Origin of the sequence: Kitasatospora viridis, from assembly GCF_007829815.1 — a bacterium.
In the GTDB taxonomy this organism is placed as follows: domain Bacteria; phylum Actinomycetota; class Actinomycetes; order Streptomycetales; family Streptomycetaceae; genus Kitasatospora; species Kitasatospora viridis.
Genome location: NZ_VIWT01000001.1, coordinates 134,659 through 155,614, shown reverse-complemented (window position 1 = coordinate 155,614; position 20,956 = coordinate 134,659). Strand labels below are relative to the sequence as shown.

General features: G+C 72.9%; 17 protein-coding genes. 15 read left to right on the top strand and 2 right to left on the bottom strand.

Annotated elements, in window-relative coordinates:
• The first annotated feature begins 3 nt into the window (after positions 1–3).
• The 8 genes from hisS to rpsD all read left to right on the top strand — a co-directional run bounded on the left by hisS (position 4) and on the right by rpsD (position 10,038).
• The gene (gene hisS / locus FHX73_RS00705) at positions 4–1,266 is read left to right on the top strand and encodes a histidine--tRNA ligase (protein ID WP_145902746.1); all 1,263 of its coding nucleotides are present in this window, start codon (positions 4–6) and stop codon (positions 1,264–1,266) included.
• Positions 1,263–3,041, top strand: a complete 1,779-nt coding sequence (gene aspS / locus FHX73_RS00700; protein WP_145902745.1) for an aspartate--tRNA ligase — start codon at positions 1,263–1,265, stop codon at positions 3,039–3,041. The genes hisS and aspS overlap by 4 nt, the downstream gene beginning before the upstream one ends.
• A 158-nt stretch (positions 3,042–3,199) precedes the next feature.
• Positions 3,200–3,766, top strand: a complete 567-nt coding sequence (locus FHX73_RS00695; protein WP_145902744.1) for a Uma2 family endonuclease — start codon at positions 3,200–3,202, stop codon at positions 3,764–3,766.
• A gap of 75 nt (positions 3,767–3,841) precedes the next feature.
• The gene (ppk2, locus tag FHX73_RS00690; protein ID WP_145902743.1) at positions 3,842–4,663 is read left to right on the top strand and encodes a polyphosphate kinase 2; all 822 of its coding nucleotides are present in this window, start codon (positions 3,842–3,844) and stop codon (positions 4,661–4,663) included.
• Positions 4,664–4,730: 67 nt separating this feature from the next.
• Positions 4,731–5,951 (top strand): serine/threonine-protein kinase, encoded by a 1,221-nt coding sequence (locus tag FHX73_RS00685; RefSeq protein ID WP_246213282.1) that lies wholly within the window; start codon positions 4,731–4,733, stop codon positions 5,949–5,951.
• Between the two features lie 91 nt (positions 5,952–6,042).
• Positions 6,043–7,740, top strand: coding sequence for a serine/threonine-protein kinase (locus FHX73_RS00680; protein ID WP_145902742.1), 1,698 nt, complete (start codon positions 6,043–6,045; stop codon positions 7,738–7,740).
• A 40-nt stretch (positions 7,741–7,780) separates the two neighbouring features.
• A complete protein-coding gene (locus FHX73_RS00675; RefSeq protein ID WP_145902741.1) occupies positions 7,781–9,130 on the top strand; it encodes a replication-associated recombination protein A in 1,350 nt (449 codons plus the stop codon).
• A 293-nt stretch (positions 9,131–9,423) separates the two neighbouring features.
• Positions 9,424–10,038: a 30S ribosomal protein S4 gene (gene rpsD / locus FHX73_RS00670; RefSeq protein ID WP_145902740.1), complete on the top strand. Its 615-nt coding sequence runs from the start codon at positions 9,424–9,426 to the stop codon at positions 10,036–10,038.
• A gap of 92 nt (positions 10,039–10,130) precedes the next feature.
• On the opposite strand, the gene FHX73_RS00665 is transcribed toward rpsD, so the two are convergent.
• Positions 10,131–12,272, bottom strand: coding sequence for an ATP-binding protein (locus tag FHX73_RS00665; protein ID WP_211786103.1), 2,142 nt, complete (start codon positions 12,270–12,272; stop codon positions 10,131–10,133).
• Between the two features lie 178 nt (positions 12,273–12,450).
• On the opposite strand from FHX73_RS00665, the gene FHX73_RS00660 reads away from it, so the two are divergent.
• From FHX73_RS00660 to FHX73_RS00630, 7 genes are all read left to right on the top strand, one after another.
• Complete coding sequence (locus FHX73_RS00660; protein ID WP_145902739.1) at positions 12,451–12,927, top strand: DUF948 domain-containing protein; 477 nt, start codon at positions 12,451–12,453, stop codon at positions 12,925–12,927.
• A gap of 6 nt (positions 12,928–12,933) precedes the next feature.
• A complete protein-coding gene (locus tag FHX73_RS00655) occupies positions 12,934–13,329 on the top strand; it encodes a DUF6167 family protein (protein ID WP_145902738.1) in 396 nt (131 codons plus the stop codon).
• Between the two features lie 16 nt (positions 13,330–13,345).
• On the top strand, positions 13,346–16,015 hold the full coding sequence (gene alaS, locus FHX73_RS00650; RefSeq protein ID WP_145902737.1) for an alanine--tRNA ligase: 2,670 nt from the start codon (positions 13,346–13,348) through the stop codon (positions 16,013–16,015).
• A complete protein-coding gene (gene ruvX, locus FHX73_RS00645) occupies positions 16,015–16,503 on the top strand; it encodes a Holliday junction resolvase RuvX (protein ID WP_145902736.1) in 489 nt (162 codons plus the stop codon). The genes alaS and ruvX overlap by 1 nt, the downstream gene beginning before the upstream one ends.
• 108 nt (positions 16,504–16,611) lie before the next feature.
• Positions 16,612–17,784 carry an endolytic transglycosylase MltG gene (mltG, locus tag FHX73_RS00640; protein WP_145902735.1) on the top strand — a complete coding sequence of 391 codons (1,173 nt, stop codon included), beginning with the start codon at positions 16,612–16,614 and terminating at the stop codon, positions 17,782–17,784.
• Between the two features lie 151 nt (positions 17,785–17,935).
• Positions 17,936–19,813: an endolytic transglycosylase MltG gene (mltG, locus tag FHX73_RS00635; RefSeq protein ID WP_145902734.1), complete on the top strand. Its 1,878-nt coding sequence runs from the start codon at positions 17,936–17,938 to the stop codon at positions 19,811–19,813.
• Between the two features lie 30 nt (positions 19,814–19,843).
• Entirely contained in the window at positions 19,844–20,671 is an 828-nt protein-coding gene (locus FHX73_RS00630; protein WP_145902733.1) for a shikimate dehydrogenase, read from the top strand.
• A 21-nt stretch (positions 20,672–20,692) separates the two neighbouring features.
• Here the strand turns inward: FHX73_RS00630 and FHX73_RS00625 are convergent, their stop codons facing one another.
• Entirely contained in the window at positions 20,693–20,944 is a 252-nt protein-coding gene (locus FHX73_RS00625) for a CBU_0592 family membrane protein (RefSeq protein ID WP_145902732.1), read from the bottom strand.
• Positions 20,945–20,956 lie beyond the last annotated feature (12 nt).

Sequence of the window (20,956 nt, the reverse complement as noted above, 5' to 3'; positions counted from 1 at the left end):
AAGTTGAGCACCTTCACCGCCCCCAAGGGCACCTACGACCTGCTCCCGCCCAGCTCCGCGACCTTCCTGGCGATCCGTCAGGCACTGGCCGCCCCGCTGCGCCGGGCCGGCTACGGCTACATCGAGACCCCGGTCTTCGAGGACACCAAGCTGTTCTCCCGCGGCGTCGGCGAGTCCACCGACATCGTCACCAAGGAGATGTTCACCCTCACCCAGCGCGGTAGCGAGGCGCTGGCGCTGCGCCCCGAGGGCACCGCCTCGGTGGTCCGCGCGGTGCTCCAGGCCAACCTGCACAAGCTGGGCAACCTGCCGGTCAAGGTCTGGTACTCGGGCAACTTCTACCGGTACGAGCGCCCGCAGAAGGGCCGCTACCGGCAGTTCTCCCAGGTCGGCGCCGAGGCGCTGGGCGCCGAGGACCCGGCGCTGGACGCCGAGCTGATCATCCTGGCCGACGACGCCTTCCGCTCGCTCGGCCTGACCGACTACCGGCTGCTGCTCAACTCGCTGGGCGACAAGCAGTGCCGCCCGGTCTACCGGGCGGCACTGGTGGACTTCCTGGCCGGCCTCGACCTGGACGAGGACACCCGGCGCCGGGCCGAGATCAACCCGCTGCGGGTGCTGGACGACAAGCGCGAGGCCGTGCAGGCCCAGCTGGTCGGCGCGCCGATGCTGCGCGACTTCCTCTGCGAGGACTGCAAGGCCTACGACGAGCAGGTGCGCGCGCTGCTCACCGCCGCCGGCGTGGCCTTCGTGGACGACCCCAAGCTGGTCCGCGGCCTGGACTACTACACCCGCACCACCTTCGAGTTCGTCCACAACGGGCTCGGCGCGCAGTCCGCGATCGGCGGCGGCGGGCGCTACGACGGCCTGTCCGAGATGCTCGGCGGCCCGGCCCTGCCCTCGGTCGGCTGGGGCCTCGGCGTGGACCGGATCTTCCTGGCCCTGGAGGCCGAGGAGATCACCCTCGACCTGCCCGCGACCACCTCGGTGTACGCGGTCGCGCTCGGCGAGGAGGCCAAGAACGTGCTCTTCGCCAAGGTGACCGAGCTGCGCCGGGCCGGCGTGGCCACCGACCTCGCCTTCGGCGTCAAGGGCCTCAAGAACGCCATGAAGTCCGCCGACCGCTCCGGGGCCCGCTTCGCCCTGGTGGCCGGGGACCGGGACCTCGCCGAAGGGGTCGTCCAGCTCAAGGACATGACCACCGGCGAGCAGGCCCCGGTCGCACTCGAAGCACTCGTCACCACCCTGAAGGAGAAGCAGCTGTGATCCGCACGCACGACGCGGGCACGCTCCGCGCGGAGCACGCCGGAGCGACCGTCACCCTGGCCGGCTGGGTCGCCCGCCGCCGCGACCACGGCGGGGTGGCCTTCATCGACCTGCGCGATGCCTCCGGCACCGTGCAGGTCGTGGTCCGCGACCTGGACTCCGTGCACGGCCTGCGCGCCGAGTACTGCGTCAAGGTGGTCGGTGACGTCCGGGTCCGCCCCGAGGGCAACGAGAACCCGGACATCCCGACCGGCGCGGTCGAGGTCGTGGTGAGCGAGATCGTGGTGCTCTCCGAGGCCGCCCCGCTGCCGTTCCAGGTCGCCGAGTACGAGCCCGGCACGGTGAACGAGGAGGTCCGGCTGCGCTACCGCTACCTGGACCTGCGCCGCGAGGGCCCGGCCAAGGCGCTGCGGCTGCGCTCCAAGGTGAGCAACATCATCCGCCGGGTGATGGAGGAGAACGACTTCCTCGACATCGAGACCCCGTACCTGACCCGGTCCACCCCGGAGGGCGCCCGCGACTTCCTGGTCCCGGTCCGCCTGCAGCCCGGTCACTGGTACGCGCTTCCGCAGTCGCCCCAGCTGTTCAAGCAGCTGCTGATGGTGGCCGGCATGGAGCGCTACTACCAGATCGCCCGCTGCTTCCGCGACGAGGACTTCCGCGCCGACCGGCAGCCGGAGTTCACCCAGCTGGACATCGAGGCCTCGTTCGTCGACCAGGAGGACGTCCTGGCCCTCGGCGAGAAGATCGTCGGCTCGATCTGGCGCGAGGTGCACGGCTACGAGATCCCCAACCCGCTGCCGCGCCTGTCCTACGCCGACGCGATGGCCCGCTACGGCTCGGACAAGCCGGACGTCCGCTTCGGCCAGGAACTGACCGACCTCACCGAGTACTTCAAGGGCACCGAGTTCCGGGTCTTCCAGGCCCCGTACGTCGGCGCCGTGGTGATGCCCGGCGGCGCCTCGCAGCCGCGCAAGCAGCTGGACGCCTGGCAGGACTGGGCCAAGGCGCGCGGCGCCAAGGGCCTGGCCTACGTGCTGATCGACGCCGAGACCGGCGAGCTGCGCGGCCCCGTCGCCAAGAACCTCTCCGAGGAGCACCTGGCCGGCCTGGCCGCCGCCGCCGGCGCCAAGAACGGCGACGCGGTCTTCTTCGCGGCCGGCAAGCGCACCGCCTCCCAGGAGCTGCTGGGCGCCGCCCGCCTGGAGATCGGCCGCCGCTGCGAGCTGATCGACGAGTCGCAGTGGGCCTTCCTCTGGGTCGTCGACTTCCCGATGTTCGAGCCGATCGAGGACGAGAAGGGCGAGTTCCAGGGCTGGCACGCGGTGCACCACCCGTTCACCGCGCCCACCGCCGAGTCGCTCGCCAGCTTCGACACCGACCCCGGCAACGCCCTGTCCAACGCCTACGACCTGGTGCTGAACGGCTCCGAGCTGGGCGGCGGCTCGATCCGCATCCACCAGCGCGAGGTGCAGAAGCGGGCGTTCGACGCGATCGGCCTCTCCGAGGAGGAGGCCGCCTCGCAGTTCGGCTTCCTGCTGGACGCCTTCAACTACGGCCCGCCGCCGCACGGCGGCATCGCGCTCGGCCTGGACCGCGTGGTCACCCTGCTGGGCGGCTACGACACCATCCGCGACGTGATCGCCTTCCCGAAGACCTCCACCGGCGGCGACCCGCTGACCGGCGCGCCGACGCCGATCACCGCGGCCCAGCGCAAGGAGGCCGGCGTGGACGCCACGCCGAAGTCCGCGACCGAGGCGAAGCCGGAGAGCTGAGCCCCGCGCCGCACGCGCTCCAACGACCGGTGATGACCCGTTTGCCGTAACGGGTCGTCACCGGTCGTCGTTTATCCGGATGACACTGTGAACCGATACCGTCCCGGTGCCCCTCCGGGGGACAATGTGGGCAGGTACTCGGAGGAGGAGGAAGGACCGTGAGCGTTGCGGCTGTTGAGCAGCACAGCGGGCCCTGGACGTTGGACGACGTCCTGGCACTGCCCGAGGACTCGCACCACCGGGTCGAGCTGGTCGGGGGGGCACTGCTGATGAGCCCCAACCCGGGTGTGCCGCACCAGCGCACCAGTTCGCGTCTCTGGGCTTCACTGGCGGCAGCCATCGAGGCGGTCGGCGCGCCGTTCGAGGCACTGGAGGCCGTCAACGTCGTCGTTCCGGACGGGCTGCTCATCCCTGACCTGGTCATCGCGGACGCCCTCGCTGTCGAGAAGGCCGGCCTGACCCTGAGCGCCCACGACGTCGCTGTGGTGATCGAGATCGCCTCGCCCTCCACGCGGGTCAGTGACAAGCGCCTCAAGCCCTCGCTCTACGCCGCCGCGGGCATCCCGCACTACTGGAGGGTCGAGCTCGACCCGGCCCCGCGCTTCTACCTCGGCCGCCTGGAGCTCGGCAGTTACCAGGAGCGCCTGGTCCAGGTGGGCGAGCGTGCCGTACTGGACGATCCCTTCGCGCTGGAGCTCGACCCGGCGGGGCTGCTGCGGGGCTGAGCCGTGCGGCGAGCGGGTGCTGATGATCGGACTTACTCTGAGGGATCATCAGCTACCGACCCGTCAGGAGTCCCCGTGAGCGATGCACCCGCCAAGCAGCCCCGGCTGGCGAAGAAGCTGTACGAGGCCGAGTTGCTGCGGCTGCAGTACGAGCTGGTCAAGCTGCAGGAGTGGGTGCGGGCCGAGGGGGTGCGGCTGGTGGTGGTGTTCGAGGGGCGGGACGCGGCCGGGAAGGGCGGCACGATCAAGCGGGTGACGCAGTACCTGAACCCGCGGGTGGCGCGGATCGTCGCGCTGCCGGCGCCGACCGAGCGCCAGCGCGGGCAGTGGTACTTCCAGCGGTACGTGGAGCAGTTGCCGGCCGCGGGGGAGATCGTGCTGTTCGACCGCAGCTGGTACAACCGGGCCGGGGTGGAGCGGGTGATGGGCTTCTGCTCCGAGCAGGAGTACTGGCAGTTCCTGCACCAGTGCCCGACCTTCGAGCGGATGCTGATCGAGGCCGGCATCGAGCTGCGCAAGTACTGGTTCTCGGTCAGCGACACCGAGCAGCAGCGCCGCTTCCAGGACCGGCTGGACGACCCGATGCGGCGCTGGAAGCTCTCGCCGATGGACACCGAGTCGATCAGCCGCTGGGAGGACTACTCCCGGGCCAAGGACGAGATGTTCATCCACACCGACCTGCCGGACTCGCCGTGGCAGGTGGTGGAGAGCGACGACAAGCGGCGGGCCCGGATCAACATGATCTCCCACCTGCTCTCCACCCTCCCCTACCGCGACGTCACCAGGCCGCCGGTGGCGCTGCCGCCGCGCCCGGCGACGAAGGGCTACCAGCGCCCGCCGCGAGACCTCCAGAAGTACGTCCCCGACCACGCGGCCGAGCTGGAGCGGCGGGCCTGACCCGACTTGTGCCCGGGTGCGCCGCCCCGCCATGATGGCCCGTCAGTGAGCCGATGGGGGTGGGCGCGTGAAACCGCTGGCTGCGGGGGATCCGACGGAGGTCGGACCGTACCGGCTGCTCGGGCGGCTGGGCGCGGGCGGCATGGGCCAGGTGTACCTCGGCCGCAGCCCCGGCGGGCGCACGGTGGCGATCAAGCAGGTCAGGTCGGACCTGGCGGCCGACGCGGAGTTCCTGGGCCGGTTCCGCCGCGAGGTGGCGGCGGCCCAGCGGGTCGGCGGCGACTGGACGGCGCCGGTGCTGGACGCCGACACCGACTCCGCCGAGCCCTGGGTGGCCACCGGCTACGTCGCCGGGGCCTCGCTGGAGGAGGCGGTCAAGGAGTTCGGCCCGCTCAGCGAGCACTCGGCGCGGGTGCTGGTGGCCGGGCTGGCGGAGGCGCTGGCGGCGGTGCACGGGATGGGGCTGATCCACCGGGACATCAAGCCGCCCAACGTGATGCTCTCCTCGAACGGGCCGGTGCTGATCGACTTCGGCATCGCCCGGGCGCTGGACGGCAGCCACACCGCCGGGCTGACCAGCACCGGCTACGTGATCGGGACGGCCGGCTACATGTCGCCGGAGCAGGCGGCGGGCGAGCCGCTGGGCGCCGCCTCGGACGTCTTCCAGCTCGGTGCGGTGCTGGTCTTCGCGGCCACCGGCCACGAGCCGTTCCCCGGCCCGCACGCGCCGGCCGTGCTGCACCGGGTGCTCTACGGTGAGCCGGACCTGAGCGGGCTGCACGGCGAGCTGTGGCAGATCGCGGCGGCCTGCCTGGCCAAGGACCCGGCCGCCCGGCCGACTCCGGCGCAGCTGGCCGAGGGCCTGGCGCCGCAGGGGGCCAGGACGCTGGTGGACCACGGTTGGCTGGCGGCGCCGCTGATGGCGCAGATCCTGCGCCGGGTGACGGACATGCTGAACCTGGACGCCGGGCCGGCGCCGCAGACCCACCGGCTGGCCGTGCCTCCCGTGCCGACCGCGCCTCCAGTGCCGACCGCGCCTCCCTCGCCCGCGGAGCCGGCCGCGGCGTCCGCGCCGGCGGTGTCGTCCGCGCCGGCCGTGTCGTACGACGCCCGGCCGATCCCGGACCAGCCGGGTTGGCCGGCCGCCGAGCCGCTGCCGGCCACCGGCGAGGAGCCGGGCGAGGAGAGCGAGGGCCGGATCTGGCTCAAGCTGCTGACCACCGTCGGCCTGATGACGGCCTTCATCCTCGGCCTGATCGCGCTGGCGGTGAACCTGCCCGGGAACTGACGGGGGGCCTCCACGCACCGGACTTGTGTCCGACCTCCGGCCGCCGCCATGATCAGGGCCGTCGATCGGGCGTACGGGGGAGAAGAGGCGCATGCAGCCGTTGGCACCGGGGGATCCGGTCGAGGTCGGGCCGTACCGGCTGTTGGGTCGGCTCGGCGCCGGCGGGATGGGTCAGGTGTACCTCGGCCGCAGCCCGGGCGGGCGCACGGTGGCGGTCAAGCGGGTCAAGTCCGAGCTGGCGTCGGACGCGGAGTTCCTCGGCCGGTTCCGGCGCGAGGTCGAGGCCGCCCGCCGGGTCGGCGGCAGCTGGACGGCGCCGGTGCTGGACGCCGACACCGAGTCCGCCGAGCCCTGGGTGGCGACCGGCTACGTGGCCGGGCCGGCGCTGGCCGAGGCGGTGGCCGAGTTCGGCCCGCTCGCCGAGCACGGGGTGCGGGCGCTGGTCGCGGGCCTGGCCGAGGCGCTGGCGGCGGTGCACGGGCTCGGGCTGATCCACCGGGACGTCAAGCCGTCCAACGTGATGCTGTCGCCGGACGGGCCGGTGCTGATCGACTTCGGGATCGCGCGGGCGCTGGACGGCAGCACCACGGCCGGGCTCACCCAGTCCGGCTACGTGGTCGGCTCGCCCGGCTACATGTCGCCCGAGCAGGTGCAGGGGCTCGGTCTCGGGGCCGCCTCGGACGTGTTCCAGCTGGGCGCGGTGCTGGTCTTCGCCGCCACCGGGCAGGGGCCGTTCCACGCCGAGAGCGCCGCCACCCTGCTCTACAAGGTGGCCCACGGCGAGCCCGAACTCGGCACGCTGCAGGGGGAGTTGCGGGAGATCGCGGCGGCCTGCCTGGCCAAGGACCCGGCCGCCCGGCCGACCCCGGCGCAGCTGGCCGCCCGGCTGGCCCCGCAGGGCGCCCGGGTGCTGGTGGACCAGGGCTGGCTGGCCGCGCCGCTGATGGCGCGGATCTCCCGGCGGATGGCCGAGCTGCTGAACCTGGACGCCGCTGTGCAGCACCCGGGCACCCAGCGGCTCGCGGCCGTGCCGGTGCGCCCGGCCGAGCCGCCGGCCCACCCGCCGGTCCACCCGCCGACCGCGGCCGCCACGGTGGTGCCGCAGGCGCCGCCGAAGCCGCAGGCCGTGCAGGACCCGGAGCAGAACCGGGTCGCCGAGCTGCTGCGGCGCCAGCGGGAGCGCGAGGAGGCCGAGCGCCGCGGGCAGGTCGCGAGCCAGGAGGCCGAGCGCCGCCGCCGGGTGCGGATGGGGCTGCCCGCGGATCCGCCGCCGCCGAAGGACCGCACCAGGTCGGCGATCGTGATCACCGTCGGCGCGCTGCTGCTGGCGGGCGGGGTGATCGCGGTGGCGAACATGGGCGGCGGGAGCGGCAAGGCGGGTGCGAGCGGCACCGGCCAGTCGCCGTCGGCGAGCCCGATCGTCCCGCTCAAGTTCTACGGCCACTGGTCCGGCCCGATCGCCGGACAGGACGGGAACCCGGCGGGCAGGGCGGGCACCATGGCGCTGGACATCGTCAACGGCACGGACCAGCACCAGGCCCAGGCCCAGGCCACCTTCACCCTCTCCAGCAGCTTGACCTGCGAGTACAGCTACACCGTGCGGGGCACCTCCGACACCGAGGTGGAGCTGTCCGGTCCCTCCGCGGCCGGCTCCAACCCAGCCGGCTGCGAGACGGACTTCAGCGCCCACCTCTACCTGAACGCGGACAGCACCGCGACCTACTCCGGCGGTGACGTGGTCGCCAAGGTCCTGGAGGCGACCCTGACCTACAGCGGTGCCACCCCCTGAGCCGCCCCGGGCTGTCCGCGGTGCCCATTAGGGTGGCGGGGTGGACGAACCGGACCTCTTCACCGCCGCCGCCGAACAGCACCAGGCCGCCGAGCCCGGGCGGGCGCCGCTGGCCGTGCGGATGCGCCCGCGCACGCTGGACGAGGTGGCCGGGCAGCGCCAGCTGCTGAAGGACGGCTCGCCGCTGCGCCGCCTGGTGGCCGGCGCCAAGGGCCCGGCGGCGACCAGCTCGGTGATCCTCTGGGGTCCGCCCGGCACCGGCAAGACCACGCTGGCCCACGTGATCAGCCAGGCCGTGGAGGGCCGCTTCGTCGAGCTCTCCGCGATCACCGCCGGGGTCAAGGAGGTCCGCGCGGTGATCGAGGGCGCCCGCCGGGCGGTCGGGATGAGCGGCCGGGAGACGGTGCTCTTCCTCGACGAGATCCACCGCTTCTCCAAGGCCCAGCAGGACTCGCTGCTGCCCGCGGTGGAGAACCGCTGGGTCACCCTGATCGCCGCCACCACCGAGAACCCGTACTTCTCGGTGATCTCCCCGCTGCTCTCCCGCTCGCTGCTGCTCACCCTGCAGTCGCTCACCGACGAGGACGTCCGGGCGCTGCTGCGCCGCGCGACGGCCGACGAGCGCGGGCTGAACGGCGAGGTGACGCTGGGTCAGGAGGCCGAGGACCACCTGGTCCGGCTGGCCGGCGGGGACGCCCGGCGGGCGCTGACCACGCTGGAGGCGGCGGCCGGCGCGGCGCTGGAGCAGGGCCTGGCGGAGATCTCGCTGGCGGTGACCGAGACCGCGGTCAACCAGGCCGCCGTGCGCTACGACAAGGACGGCGACCAGCACTACGACGTGGCCAGCGCGCTGATCAAGTCGATCCGGGGCAGCGACGTGGACGCCACCCTGCACTACCTGGCCCGGATGATCGAGGCGGGGGAGGACCCGCGGTTCATCGCCCGCCGGCTGATGATCTCGGCCAGCGAGGACATCGGCCTGGCCGACCCGACGGCGCTGCCCACCGCGGTCGCGGCCGCCCAGGCGGTGGCGCTGATCGGCTTCCCGGAGGCCCGGATCATCCTCTCCCAGGCCGCCATCGCGCTGGCCCTGGCGCCCAAGTCGAACGCCGCCTACCTGGCGATCGACGCGGCGCTGGCCGACGTCCGGCAGGGCCTGGCCGGCGCGGTGCCGCCGCACCTGCGGGACGGCCACTACGCCGGCGCGGCCAAGCTGGGCCACGCCCAGGGCTACCAGTACCCGCACGACCTGCCCGGCTCGATCGCCGCCCAGCAGTACGCCCCGGACGCGGTGCACGGCAAGGAGTACTACGAGCCGACCAGGAACGGCGGCGAGGCCCGCTACGCGGACGTGGTCGAGTGGACCAGGGGCCGGCTCAAGGGGCGGTAAGCAGCCGGTATACTCGCTCGAAGTGCCAAGTTCCGGGTCCGGCAGCCAGCAGGCTGACCGGCCGCACCAGCGGGACGACGGCCCGCGGCCCCGCTCACGGGCGGTGCCGCCAGGAGCGTCGCGCACCGTCATCGGTGTCACGGACCACTTGCTGATCCGTGTACAAGCACGTTCGTGCCCGGCTCCGGAGAGCGGCTGACCACCCCGGTGGTTTTTTCTCCGGGTCGCGAGAGGCGACCTCCGTCAACACCTGGTGACAGCCGTATTCACAGAACGAAAGAGGTTCCGGTTCCATGGCGAACCAGAAGCGCCCCAAGGTCAAGATCGCTCGCGCTCTTGGCGTTCCGCTGACCCCGAAGTCCGTCAAGTACTTCGAGGCCCGCCCGTACCCGCCCGGCCAGCACGGCCGTGGCCGCAAGCAGAACTCGGACTACAAGGTCCGTCTGCTCGAGAAGCAGCGTCTGCGCGCCCAGTACGACCTGAGCGAGAAGCAGATGGCTCGCGCCTTCGACCGTGCCCGCAAGGCCGAGGGCAAGACCGGTGAGGTCCTGGTCGCCGAGCTCGAGACCCGTCTCGACGCTCTGGTGCTGCGTTCGGGCATCGCCCGGACCATCTACCAGGCCCGCCAGATGGTCGTGCACGGCCACATCCAGGTCAACGGCAGCAAGGTCAACAAGCCGTCGTTCCAGATGAAGCCGGGCTACGTCGTCACGGTCAAGGACAAGTCCAAGGAGAAGGTCCCGTTCCAGGTCGCCCGTGAGGGTGGCTACGCGGGCGAGGGCGCGACCCCGAAGTACCTTGAGGTCAACCTCAAGGCGCTGGCCTTCCGCCTGGACCGCATGCCGCAGCGTCGTGAGGTCCCCGTGATCTGCGACGAGCAGCTGGTCGTCGAGTACTACTCGCGTTGATCCGCGGGTAGCGCACTCAGCGCCTCCTCGGGCCCCCGTCACCGGTTCGCCGGTGGCGGGGGCCCGTTGCGTTCCGGGGAGCCGAGGGTCCGTCAGATCGGCCGCCGGCCGAGCAGCACGCAGTCCGTCGCCGCGGCGTGCGCCTCGGCCGACGGCTGCTCGCCGAGCGCCCGGTGCACGGCGGTCGGCAGGTCCAGTGCGCCGCCCCGGTCGAAGGCGTCGGCGAACTCCGCCTCGGTCAGCCCGGCCCGGGCCCGCCGGGCGCACTCCCGGTGCGCCGCGTTGAAGCCCGCCGAGCCGAACAGCGGCACGCCGACGGCCTGCCAGATCCGGTGCGCCGCGCCCTGCAGCAGCCGGGCCTCCAGCAGCTCCCCGCGCTCGGTCTCCAGCAGCGCCAGCAGCTCCAGGCCGAGCACGATGCCGACCAGGTCGCGGAAGCCGAAGTGCAGCCGCACGCTCTCCCGGGCGAAGGCCCGGGCCTGGCGCACCTCGCCGGCCAGCCACTGCGAGTAGGCACGCGCGTAGAGTCCGTACGCGTAGGCCCACTGCTCACCGTGCTCCTCGCAGACCGTGCGGACCCGGGCCATGCACTCCTCGCCCTCGGCCAGCTCGCCCTGGAACAGGTGGGCCAGGCCCAGTTCGAAGACCGCCATCAGCACGTTGCTGTTCAGCTCGCCGACCGCCTCGTAGCGCTCCAGGGCCTCCCGGAACAGCTCGGCGGCCCGGGCCGGCTCGTCGCCGATCAGCGCGGCGCAGCCCAGCCGGTGCAGCGCGTAGGCCAGCGCCCGGTCGTCGCCGCGGGCCAGCGCCTGGCGGCGGCACTCCTCCAGCAGCGGCAGTGCGCGGGCCCGGTCGCCCTGCAGGATCGCGGTGTAGCCGGTCACCCAGAGCGCCTTGGCCCGGGCGTCGGTGGGGGTGCGGTCCAGCGCCAGCGCCCGCTCCAGCCAGTGCCGGCCCTCGCCCAGGTGTCCGCAGCCGACCCAGAAGTACCAGAGCGTGCCGGCCAGCAGCAGGGCGAGCTGCTCCTCGCCCGGTTCGCCGAGGCAGAACTCCAGCGCGGCCCGCAGGTTGCTGTGCTCCAGCGAGGTGCGCTCGGCGGTCTCGGCCTGCCGGGGGCCGAACCACTCCAGCTCACCCCAGGTGGCCAGGCCCAGGTACCAGTCGCGGTGCCGGCGGCGCAGCCGGTGCTCGGCGCCGCTGCCGCGCAGCCAGCCGGCGCCGTAGTCGCGCAGGGTGTCGAGCAGCCGGTAGCGCACCGGGTGGCCCTGGGGGCCTTCCGGGCCGGCGATCCGCAGCAGCACCGACTTGGCGACCAGTTCGCCGAGCAGGTCGAGCACCTGCTCGGAGTCGAGGCCGTCGCCGGCGCAGACGTGTTCGGCGGCCTCCAGGTCGAAGTCGCCGGCGAAGACCGAGAGCCGGGCCCAGAGCAAACGTTCCTGCATGCTGCAGAGCTCGTGGCTCCAGCCGATCGCGGTGCGCAGCGTGCGGTGCCGGGGCGCCGCGCCGCGGTCGCCGCCGGTGAGCAGCTCGAACCGGTCGTCCAGCCGGAGCGCGATCTGGCGCACCGACAGCGCCCGCAGCCGCCCGGCCGCGAGCTCCAGGGCCAACGGGATCCCGTCCAGGCGGCGGCAGAGCGCCACCGCCTCCGCGCGCTGCTGCTCGGTGCGCAGTTCGAAGCCCGGCAGCACCGCCGCCGCCCGGTCGGCGAACAGCCGCACGGCCTCCGGCAGCACCCCCGGCGGCGCGCCGACCGGCAGCGGCGCCACCGGCAGCAGGTGCTCTCCGGCGGTGCGCAGCGCCTCCCGGCTGGTGGCCAGCACCCGCAGCCGGGGCAGCGCCCGCAGCAGCGCCGCCGTCAGCTCGGCGCAGGCGGCCACCAGGTGCTCGCAGCCGTCCAGCACCAGCAGCAGCCGGCGCTCGGCGAGTTGCTCGACCAGCACGTCCAGCGGCGGGCGCGCCGTGCCGTCGGTGAGCCCGAGCGCGGTCAGCACCGCGTGGCCGAGCAGCAGCGGGTCGTGCAGCTCGCCGACCTCGACCAGGAAGGCCTCCTCGGCGGCCAGCGCGGCCGCGCGCAGCGCCAGCCGGGTCTTGCCGACCCCGCCGGGCCCGGTCACGGTGACCAGCCGAGGGCCGGTCAGCAGGGCGGCCAGGGCGGCCAGTTCGGCGTGCCGTCCGGTGAAGCTGGTCAGTTCAGCGGGCAGGTTCCCGCGCCGCGCCGTGCTCTGCCGTTCCACCGGTCCTCCTGGCTCCCCGGGCCCGCCGACCGGTGCCCCGGGCGGCCCAACGAGGTGACCAGCCGGTAGGTTACGCGGGGTCCGTGCCACCGGGGACCGCCCCACCGGCGGTTATCCGGCGGAGCCGGGGGTCCCGGCGCGATAGGGTTCGGTACTGAGGAGTGGAAGGGAGCGCGCGGTGTCCGTCTCAGAGCTGGCCGGGCTGCTGGTGGCCGTCGGCTGGGTTGTCCTGGTGACGCTGCTCGCCGTCGTGCTGGTCCGCCTCGCCAAGGTCTTGAAGGAGGCCACCGCGCTGGTCGGCACGGTCGCCGAGCAGGCCGTCCCGCTGCTGCGCGACGCGGGTGACGCGGTGCGCAGCGCGCAGGAGCAGCTGGAGCGGGTGGACGACATCACCGCCAACGTGCAGGACGCCGCCGCCAACGCGAACGCGCTCTCCTCCACCGTCGCCGCCACCCTGGGCGGCCCGCTGGTCAAGATGGCGGCCTTCAGCTACGGCGTGCGCAAGGCGGTCGGCCGCCAGCAGGCCGGTCTGACCCTGCCTCAGCAGTCCGCCGAGCGGGAGGAGCTGGCCCGGCTGGTCCGGGCCGAGGTCCGCGCCGCCACCGCCCCGCGCCGCGGCCTGCTCTCGCGGGTCCGCCGAGCAGTGAAGGGCTGACGCACCGTGGTACGACGCATCTTCTGGATGACGGTCGGCGCGGGCGCCGCCGTCTGGGCCATGACCAAGGCCGAGGAGGCGACCCGCCGCCTCACCCCGGACAGCCTCTCCGGCACCGCCGCCCGCGGCGCGCTGCGGGCCGGCGACGCCGCCCGGCGGTTCGCCCTGGACGTGCGGGCCGGCATGACCGAGCGCGAGGAGCAGCTGCGGGCCGACCTCGGGCTGGACGGCACCGCGGTGGTCGAGCCGCGGGTGCGCCGGCCGCTCGTGGGCCGAGCTATCGAGGCGGCCCCCGGAGCATCCCGGTCGGCCGCCCTGCCCCCGTCGCGCAGCACCACCACCCCCCAGATCATCGCGTCAACGCCCCGTCAGCTGGATCAGCGCCGGGGTCAGCACCCTTAAACCGGAAGGACCACTCATGGAGTCGGCAGAGATCCGCCGCCGCTGGCTGCGCTTCTTCGAGGAGCGCGGCCACACCGTCGTTCCCTCGGCGTCCCTGGTCGCCGACGACCCCACCCTGCTGCTGGTCAACGCCGGCATGGTGCCGTTCAAGCCGTACTTCCTCGGCGAGGTCAAGCCGCAGTTCTCCCGCGCCACCAGCGTGCAGAAGTGCGTGCGCACGCTGGACATCGAGGAGGTCGGCAAGACCACCCGGCACGGCTCGTTCTTCCAGATGTGCGGCAACTTCTCCTTCGGCGACTACTTCAAGGAAGGCGCCATCAAGTTCGCCTGGGAGCTGCTCACCAGCTCCGTCGCGGACGGCGGCTACGGCCTGGAGAAGGAGAAGCTCTGGATCACCGTCTACAAGGACGACGACGAGGCCGAGCAGATCTGGCGCGACGTCATCGGCGTGCCGGCCGAGCGGATCCAGCGCCTGGGCATGAAGGACAACTTCTGGTCGATGGGCGTGCCCGGCCCGTGCGGCCCGTGCTCGGAGATCAACTACGACCGCGGCCCCGCCTACGGCGAGGAGGGCGGCCCGGCGGTCAACGGCGAGCGCTACCTGGAGATCTGGAACCTGGTCTTCATGCAGTACGAGCGCGGCCACGGTGACGGCAAGGACGGCTTCGAGATCCTCGGCGACCTGCCGAGCAAGAACATCGACACCGGCCTCGGCCTGGAGCGCCTGGCCGCCATCCTGCAGGACGTCGACAACCTCTTCGAGATCGACACCAGCCGGATGATCCTGGACCGGGCGGCCGAGCTGACCGGCCACACCTACGGCGCCGACCACAAGTCGGACGTCTCGCTGCGCGTGGTCACCGACCACATCCGCACCGCGCTGATGCTGATCGGCGACGGCGTCACCCCCGGCAACGAGGGCCGCGGCTACGTGCTGCGCCGGATCGTGCGCCGGGCGATCCGCAACATGCGCCTGCTCGGCGCCACCGACCCGGTGGCCAAGGAGCTGATCGACGTCTCGATCAAGGCGATGGCCCCGCAGTACCCGGAGCTGGAGAGCGACCGCAAGCGGATCGAGACGGTCGTGGTGGCCGAGGAGACCGCGTTCCTGCAGACCCTGCGCTCCGGCACCAACCTGCTGGACACCGCCGTCACCGAGACCAAGCAGGCCGGCGGCGCGGTGCTCTCCGGCGAGCAGGCGTTCAAGCTGCACGACACCTACGGCTTCCCGATCGACCTGACCCTGGAGATGGCCGAGGAGCAGGGCCTCCAGGTCGACGAGGCCGGCTTCCGCCGCCTGATGCAGGAGCAGCGGGACCGGGCCAAGGCGGACGCCAAGGCCAAGAAGATGGGCCACGCGGACGTCGCGGCCTACCGCGAGGTGGCGGACAAGTCCGGCGCCTCGGTCTTCACCGGCTACCTGAACACCGAGGGCGAGGCCACCGTGGTCGGCCTGCTGGTGGACGGCATGCCGGCCCCCGCAGCCACCGAGGGCGACGAGGTCGAGATCATCCTCGACCGCACCCCCTTCTACGCGGAGGGCGGCGGCCAGCTCGCCGACCACGGCCGGATCCGGCTGGACTCCGGCGCGGTGGTGGAGATCCGCGACGTGCAGCAGCCGGTGCCGGGCGTGACCGTGCACTCCGGCGGGGTGCTCTTCGGCGAGGTGGTGCTCGGGGCCTCGGCCTACGCCACCATCGACATCGACCGCCGCCGCGCCGTCTCGCGCGCCCACTCGGCCACCCACCTGACCCACCAGGCGCTGCGCGACGCGCTCGGCCCGACGGCCGCCCAGGCCGGTTCGGAGAACGCGCCGGGCCGCTTCCGCTTCGACTTCGGCTCGCCGGCCGCCGTGCCGGGCAGCGTGCTGACCGACGTCGAGCAGAAGATCAACGAGGTGCTGACCCGCGAACTGGACGTCACCGCCGAGGTGATGACCATGGACGAGGCGCGCAAGCAGGGCGCCATCGCGATGTTCGGCGAGAAGTACGGCGACTCGGTGCGCGTGGTCACCATCGGCGACTTCTCCAAGGAGCTGTGCGGTGGCACGCACGTCGGCAACACCGCCCAGCTGGGCCTGGTGAAGCTGCTCGGCGAGTCCTCGATCGGTTCCGGCGTGCGCCGGGTCGAGGCGCTGGTCGGCGTGGACGCCTACAAGTTCCTGGCCCGCGAGCACACCGTGGTGGCCCAGCTGACCGAGCTGGTCAAGGGCCGTCCGGAGGAGCTGCCGGAGAAGATCTCCGGGATGCTCGCCAAGCTCAAGGACGCCGAGAAGGAGATCGAGAAGTTCCGCGCCGAGAAGGTGCTGGCGGCGGCGGCCGGTCTGGCCGAGGGCGCCGAGGACGTCCGGGGTGTGGCCGTGGTCGCCGCCCGGGTGGCCGACGGCACCGGCGCGGACGAGCTGCGCAAGCTGGTGCTCGACGTGCGCAACCGGTTGGGCTCGCGCCCGGCGGTGGTCGCCGCCTTCACCGTGGCGAACGACCGCCCGCTGACCGTGATCGCCACCAACGAGGACGCGCGCTCGCGCGGCATCAAGGCCGGCGAGCTGGTCCGCACCGCGGCCAAGACGCTCGGCGGCGGCGGTGGCGGCAAGGACGACGTGGCGCAGGGCGGCGGCTCCAACCCGGCCGCGGTCGGCGAGGCGATCGAGGCCGTGCGGGCACTGGTCGCGGAGCGCGCCGCCTGATGGAGCCTCAGCTGGAGTTCCGGCCGGCCTGGCGCCGGGGTCGGCGGATCGCCGTCGACGTCGGCGACGCCCGGATCGGGGTCGCCTCCTGCGACCCCGACGGGTTGATCGCCACCCCGGTCGAGACGGTGCCGGCCGGCGGCAAGGCGCCGGCCCGGATCCGGCAGATCGTCGAGGAGTACGACGCCATCGAGGTGGTGGTCGGCCTGCCCCGCTCGCTGAGCGGGAAGGAGGGGCCGGCCGCCGCCAAGGTGCGGGCCTGGGCCGGCCGGTTCGCCGCGCTGGTGGCCCCGGTGCCGGTGCGGCTGGTGGACGAGCGGATGACCACGGTCACCGCGGCCGCCGGGATGCGGGCCTCCGGGGTGAAGGCGAAGAAGGGCCGCTCGGCGATCGACCAGGCGGCCGCCGTGGTGATCCTGCAGGCCGCGCTGGAGACCGAACGGGTGAGCGGTCGGGCACCCGGCGAGAGTGTCGAGCCGGTCAGCTGATCATCCTGGCCTAGCGTGCCGTGTGAGGGGCCCGTCCCGATGCATCGGGACGGGCCCCGATCCCTTCCGGACCGATCGGTCCGTCCGGACTGATCGCAGGTGCGCGCGATGGACCACGACACCTTGCCCGGACTCACGCCGGGACACCTCGGCGCGCCGGTGCTGGAGCCGCCGGCCGGCGACCCGCCGGTGCCGCGCGAACCGCGCCCGCTCGACCGCACCCGGCTGGCCTGCTCGCTCACCCTGCTGCTGCTCCTGCTGCTGGTCGGCGGCACCGTCCTGACGATCCGTCAGCTCTACGGTGCGGTCGCCCACCAGGGGCCGCGCCCGGCGGCCGACTACGCCGGCGCGGGCAGCGGGGTCGCGGTGCAGGTCTCGGTGCCGCAGGGCGCCAGCCTGACCAGGATCGGCGAACTGCTCCGGGCGGACGGGGTGGTGGCCAGCGTCAAGGCCTTCACCGAGGCCGCGGGCGGCGCCACCGACCGGATCCAGCCCGGCACCTACGCGCTGCGGCACAGGATGTCGGCCGCCGCCGCGCTCGGCGTGCTCGGCGACCCGGCCAACGCCAACGCCCTGACCGTGCCCGAGGGCTGGCGCTCCAGCGCGGTCTTCGCGGCGATCGACCAGCGGCTCGGCAAGCCCGCCGGCACCGCCCAGCGCACCGCCGCCGACCACGCCGGCGAACTGGGCCTGCCGGACTGGGCGGCGCAGAACCCGGAGGGGCTGCTCTACCCCGCGACCTACCCGGTGACCGGTGAGAGCACCCCGCTCGGGCTGCTCCGGCAGATGGTGACGCGGTCCGGCGCCGAGTTCCGGGACAGCGGCCTGGTGCAGGGCGGCCCGAACCAGCTGACGCCGTACCAGGTGCTGGTGGTGGCCAGCCTGGTGCAGGGCGAGTCGGACAACGCCGACGACATGGCGATGGTGGCCCGGGTCGTCTACAACCGGCTGGCCCGGGGCATGCCGCTGCAGCTCGACTCGACCATCAACTACGCGCTGGGCCGCACCACGCTGCACACCACGGTGACCGACACCCAGCTCGACTCGCCCTACAACACCTACCGGGTGGCCGGCCTGCCGCCGACCCCGATCGACAACCCGGGCCGGATGGCGCTGGACGCCGCACTGGACCCGGCGCCGGGCGACTGGCTGTACTTCGTGACCGTCCGACCCGGGGACACCAGGTTCACGGACAGTGAGGAACAGCAGCGCAAGAACGTCGACGAATTCAACGCATACCAGGCGAGTCACGGCGGTTCACCGACTCCGGGCGGCCCTTGAGGGCCGAACGCGGGAATGTGGGCCTTACCCTGCGGTACGGTAACGTCTCCCCTCAGGCGCTGCGCTAGCACGCCGGTTCGAGGTACTGCCGGGACGCCGTCCCGGGCGGGAGGTCAGATCAGCCGCCCGTTCCGTTGGCCTAAGGGAATCGATGACTGATCTGGGTCGGGGCTACGGCTCCCAGCCGTGGCACCCCTCTGATCCCGGTTACGGTGAGCAGCCGCCGCAGGAGTACCAGCAGCACCCGCAGCACCAGCAGTCCGTTCCCGGCGCCGAGCAGTACGTCCAGCAGTCCGACGATCCGTACGGCCAGTACCAGGCGCAGGACGCCTACGGCCAGCAGGCCTACGTCCCGGTGGACCCCTACGCCCAGCAGCAGTGGCAGCAGCAGGGCTACCAGCAGCAGGCCGGCTACCCGCAGCAGCCGGGCCAGGCGCAGATGCTCCAGCAGCAGGGGTATCCCGAGCAGCAGGGCTATCCGGACCAGCAGGGCTACGCCGAGCAGCAGGTCTACGTCGACCAGCAGGGCTACGCCCAGCAGGTGGGATACCCGCAGCAGGCCCAGCAGTTCCAGCAGGCGGCGCAGCAGATGCCGCCGCAGCAGTTCCAGCAGGTGCCGCAGCAGGTCCAGCCCCGGGCGCCGCAGCAGCTCCAGCAGCCGGCGCCGCAGGAGCACACCGGCGGCCCGGGCCCCGACGGCATCGACTGGGAGGCCGAGGCCGCCGCCCTGGACAACCCGCAGCCCGTCGCGGACGAGCCGTACCAGGAGTACGACGAGTACGCCGAGCACGCCGAGGACGAGTACACCGACGAGGAGCACCTCGACGGCGAGCACCCCGAGGGCGGGTACGCCGAGGACGAGTACGCCGAGGAGCGGGACGGCGAGTTCGGCTCCTTCCTCGGCGACCAGGACGACAGCGCCGAGGCCGAGGCCAAGCGCAAGGCCAAGGGAAAGAAGTCGGGCCTGCGCAACGGCGGCGCCTGCCTGACCGCCGCCGTCGTGCTGCTGGCCGCCGTCGGCGGCGCCGGCTGGTGGGGCTACGGCTTCTACAAGAGCCACTTCGGCCCGCCGCCGGACTTCGCGGGCAACGGCACCGGCAAGGTGCAGGTGCAGATCCAGGACGGCGCCACCGCCTCGGACATGGCCCTGGTGCTGCAGAAGGCGGGCGTGGTGAAGAGCACCGGCGCCTTCGTCAACGCCTACAACCGGGCCAACAAGATGCTGCAGCCGGGCTACTACATCATGGCGCTGCAGATGTCCGGCGACGCCGCGGTGGCCGAGATGGTCAGCGAGGCGGGCGGCGACTCGCTGATCATTCCGGAGGGCAAGACCTCCACCGCGATCTACGCGATGATCGACACGAAGCTGAAGCTGAGCGCGGGCACCACCGCCGCGGCGGCCAAGGCGAACGTCGCCAACCTGGGCCTGCCGGCCTACGCGAACAACAACCCCGAGGGCTTCCTCTGGCCGTCCAAGTACTCGGTGGCCGACGGCATGAAGCCCGAGGACCTGCTGAAGCAGATGGTCACCAACGCGGTCAACGAGTACAACTCGCTGGGCCTGGACGCCGCCGCCGCGCAGATCGGCCTGAAGAACGCCTACGAGGTGGTCACCGAGGCGAGCATCCTGCAGGCCGAGGGCAACAACGTGGCCGACTTCGGCAAGATGGCCCGGGTGATCAACAACCGGCTGACCACCACCGCCACCAACCACACCCTGGGCATGGACACCACGCTGCAGTACTCGGTCGGCTCGAAGCAGCTGACCGACGCGCAGATCAAGGACGGCTCGAACAAGTACAACACCTACATCAACCCGGGCCTGCCGCCGACGCCGATCTCCAACCCCGGTGAGGACGCGCTCAAGGCGGTGCTGAACCCGACGCCGGGCCAGTGGGTCTACTTCATCGCGATGAGCCCGACCGAGACCCGCTTCTCGGTCTCCAAGGACGAGTTCGCGGCGAACGTCAAGGAGTACTGCACCGACAACCACCGGGGCTTCGACGCGGCCACCACCACCTGCAAGTGACCATCAGCTGACGACCCGACAGGGGTGACCATGCACCACCGCGCCGCCGTGCTCGGTTCGCCGATCGCGCACTCGCTCTCCCCGGTGCTGCACAACGCCGGCTACGCCGCGCTGGGCCTGACCGACTGGGAGTACGGCCGGTTCGAGGTGGACGAGGCGGGGCTGCCCGCTTTCGTCGAGGGGCTCGCGGTGCGGCGGGACGGCTGGGCGGGCTGCTCGCTCACCATGCCGCTCAAGCGCGCGGTGATCCCGCTGCTGGACGAGGTGGGCGAGGCCGCGCTCGCGGTGGACGCGGTGAACACCCTGGTCTTCGAGCCGGACGGCCGCCGCCGGGGCGACAACACCGACGTGCCGGGCCTGGTCGCCGCGCTGCGCGAGCGCGGCATCGAGCGGGTCGAGCGGGCCGCGGTGCTCGGCGCGGGGGCCACCGCCTCCTCGGCGCTGGCCGCGCTGGCCCAGCTGACCGACGGCGAGGTGACGGTCTACGTGCGCTCGCCCGAGCGGGCCCGCGAGATGCGCGAGCTGGGGGAGCGGCTGGGGCTCACGGTGCTGGCGGCCGACTGGGCGGACGGGGCGCGGGCGCTGGAGGCGCCGCTGACCGTCTCGACCACGCCGGTCGGCGCCACCGATGCGTTCGCCGAGCGCCTGACCGCCACCCCGGGCGCGCTCTTCGACGTGCTCTACCACCCCTGGCCGACCGCGCTGGCCGCCGCCTGCGCCGCCCGCGGCGCGACCGTGCTCGGCGGCCTCGACCTGTTGGTGCACCAGGCGGTGCTGCAGTTCGAGCAGTTCACCGGCGTGCCGGAGGGTCCGCTGGCGGCGATGCGGGCGGCCGGCGAGGCGGCGCTGCGGGGCTGAGCCGCTGCTCGGCCGGTTCGGCTAGTGGGTGGCCCGCGGGGTGCGCCCGCGCAGCGCGGCGATCAGGCTGTTCGCCGAGACCACCGCCCAGACGCCCTCCAGCAGCAGGAACCCCCACTGCGAGGTGAGCCCGGCGAGCACCGCGAGGATCGCCGAACCGCACAGGTTCAGCAGCAGGTACGGGCGGGAGTGCGCGCTGATCCGGCCCCACTGGGCGAGCGCGAAGGGTACGAGGATCAGAATCGATCCGAAGACCTGAACGGCCTGCTCCATACCGGCGTCCTC

Excerpts from the sequence above, each read along its gene's own strand:
- FHX73_RS00680 (WP_145902742.1), top strand. The coding sequence starts at position 6,043 with ATGCAGCCGTTGGCACCGGGGGATCCGGTCGAGGTCGGGCCGTACCGG.
- rpsD (WP_145902740.1), top strand. The coding sequence starts at position 9,424 with ATGGCGAACCAGAAGCGCCCCAAGGTCAAGATCGCTCGCGCTCTTGGC.
- alaS (WP_145902737.1), top strand. The coding sequence starts at position 13,346 with ATGGAGTCGGCAGAGATCCGCCGCCGCTGGCTGCGCTTCTTCGAGGAG.
- ruvX (WP_145902736.1), top strand. The coding sequence starts at position 16,015 with ATGGAGCCTCAGCTGGAGTTCCGGCCGGCCTGGCGCCGGGGTCGGCGG.
- mltG (WP_145902735.1), top strand. The coding sequence starts at position 16,612 with ATGGACCACGACACCTTGCCCGGACTCACGCCGGGACACCTCGGCGCG.
- mltG (WP_145902734.1), top strand. The coding sequence starts at position 17,936 with ATGACTGATCTGGGTCGGGGCTACGGCTCCCAGCCGTGGCACCCCTCT.
- FHX73_RS00630 (WP_145902733.1), top strand. The coding sequence starts at position 19,844 with ATGCACCACCGCGCCGCCGTGCTCGGTTCGCCGATCGCGCACTCGCTC.
- FHX73_RS00625 (WP_145902732.1), bottom strand. The coding sequence starts at position 20,944 with ATGGAGCAGGCCGTTCAGGTCTTCGGATCGATTCTGATCCTCGTACCC.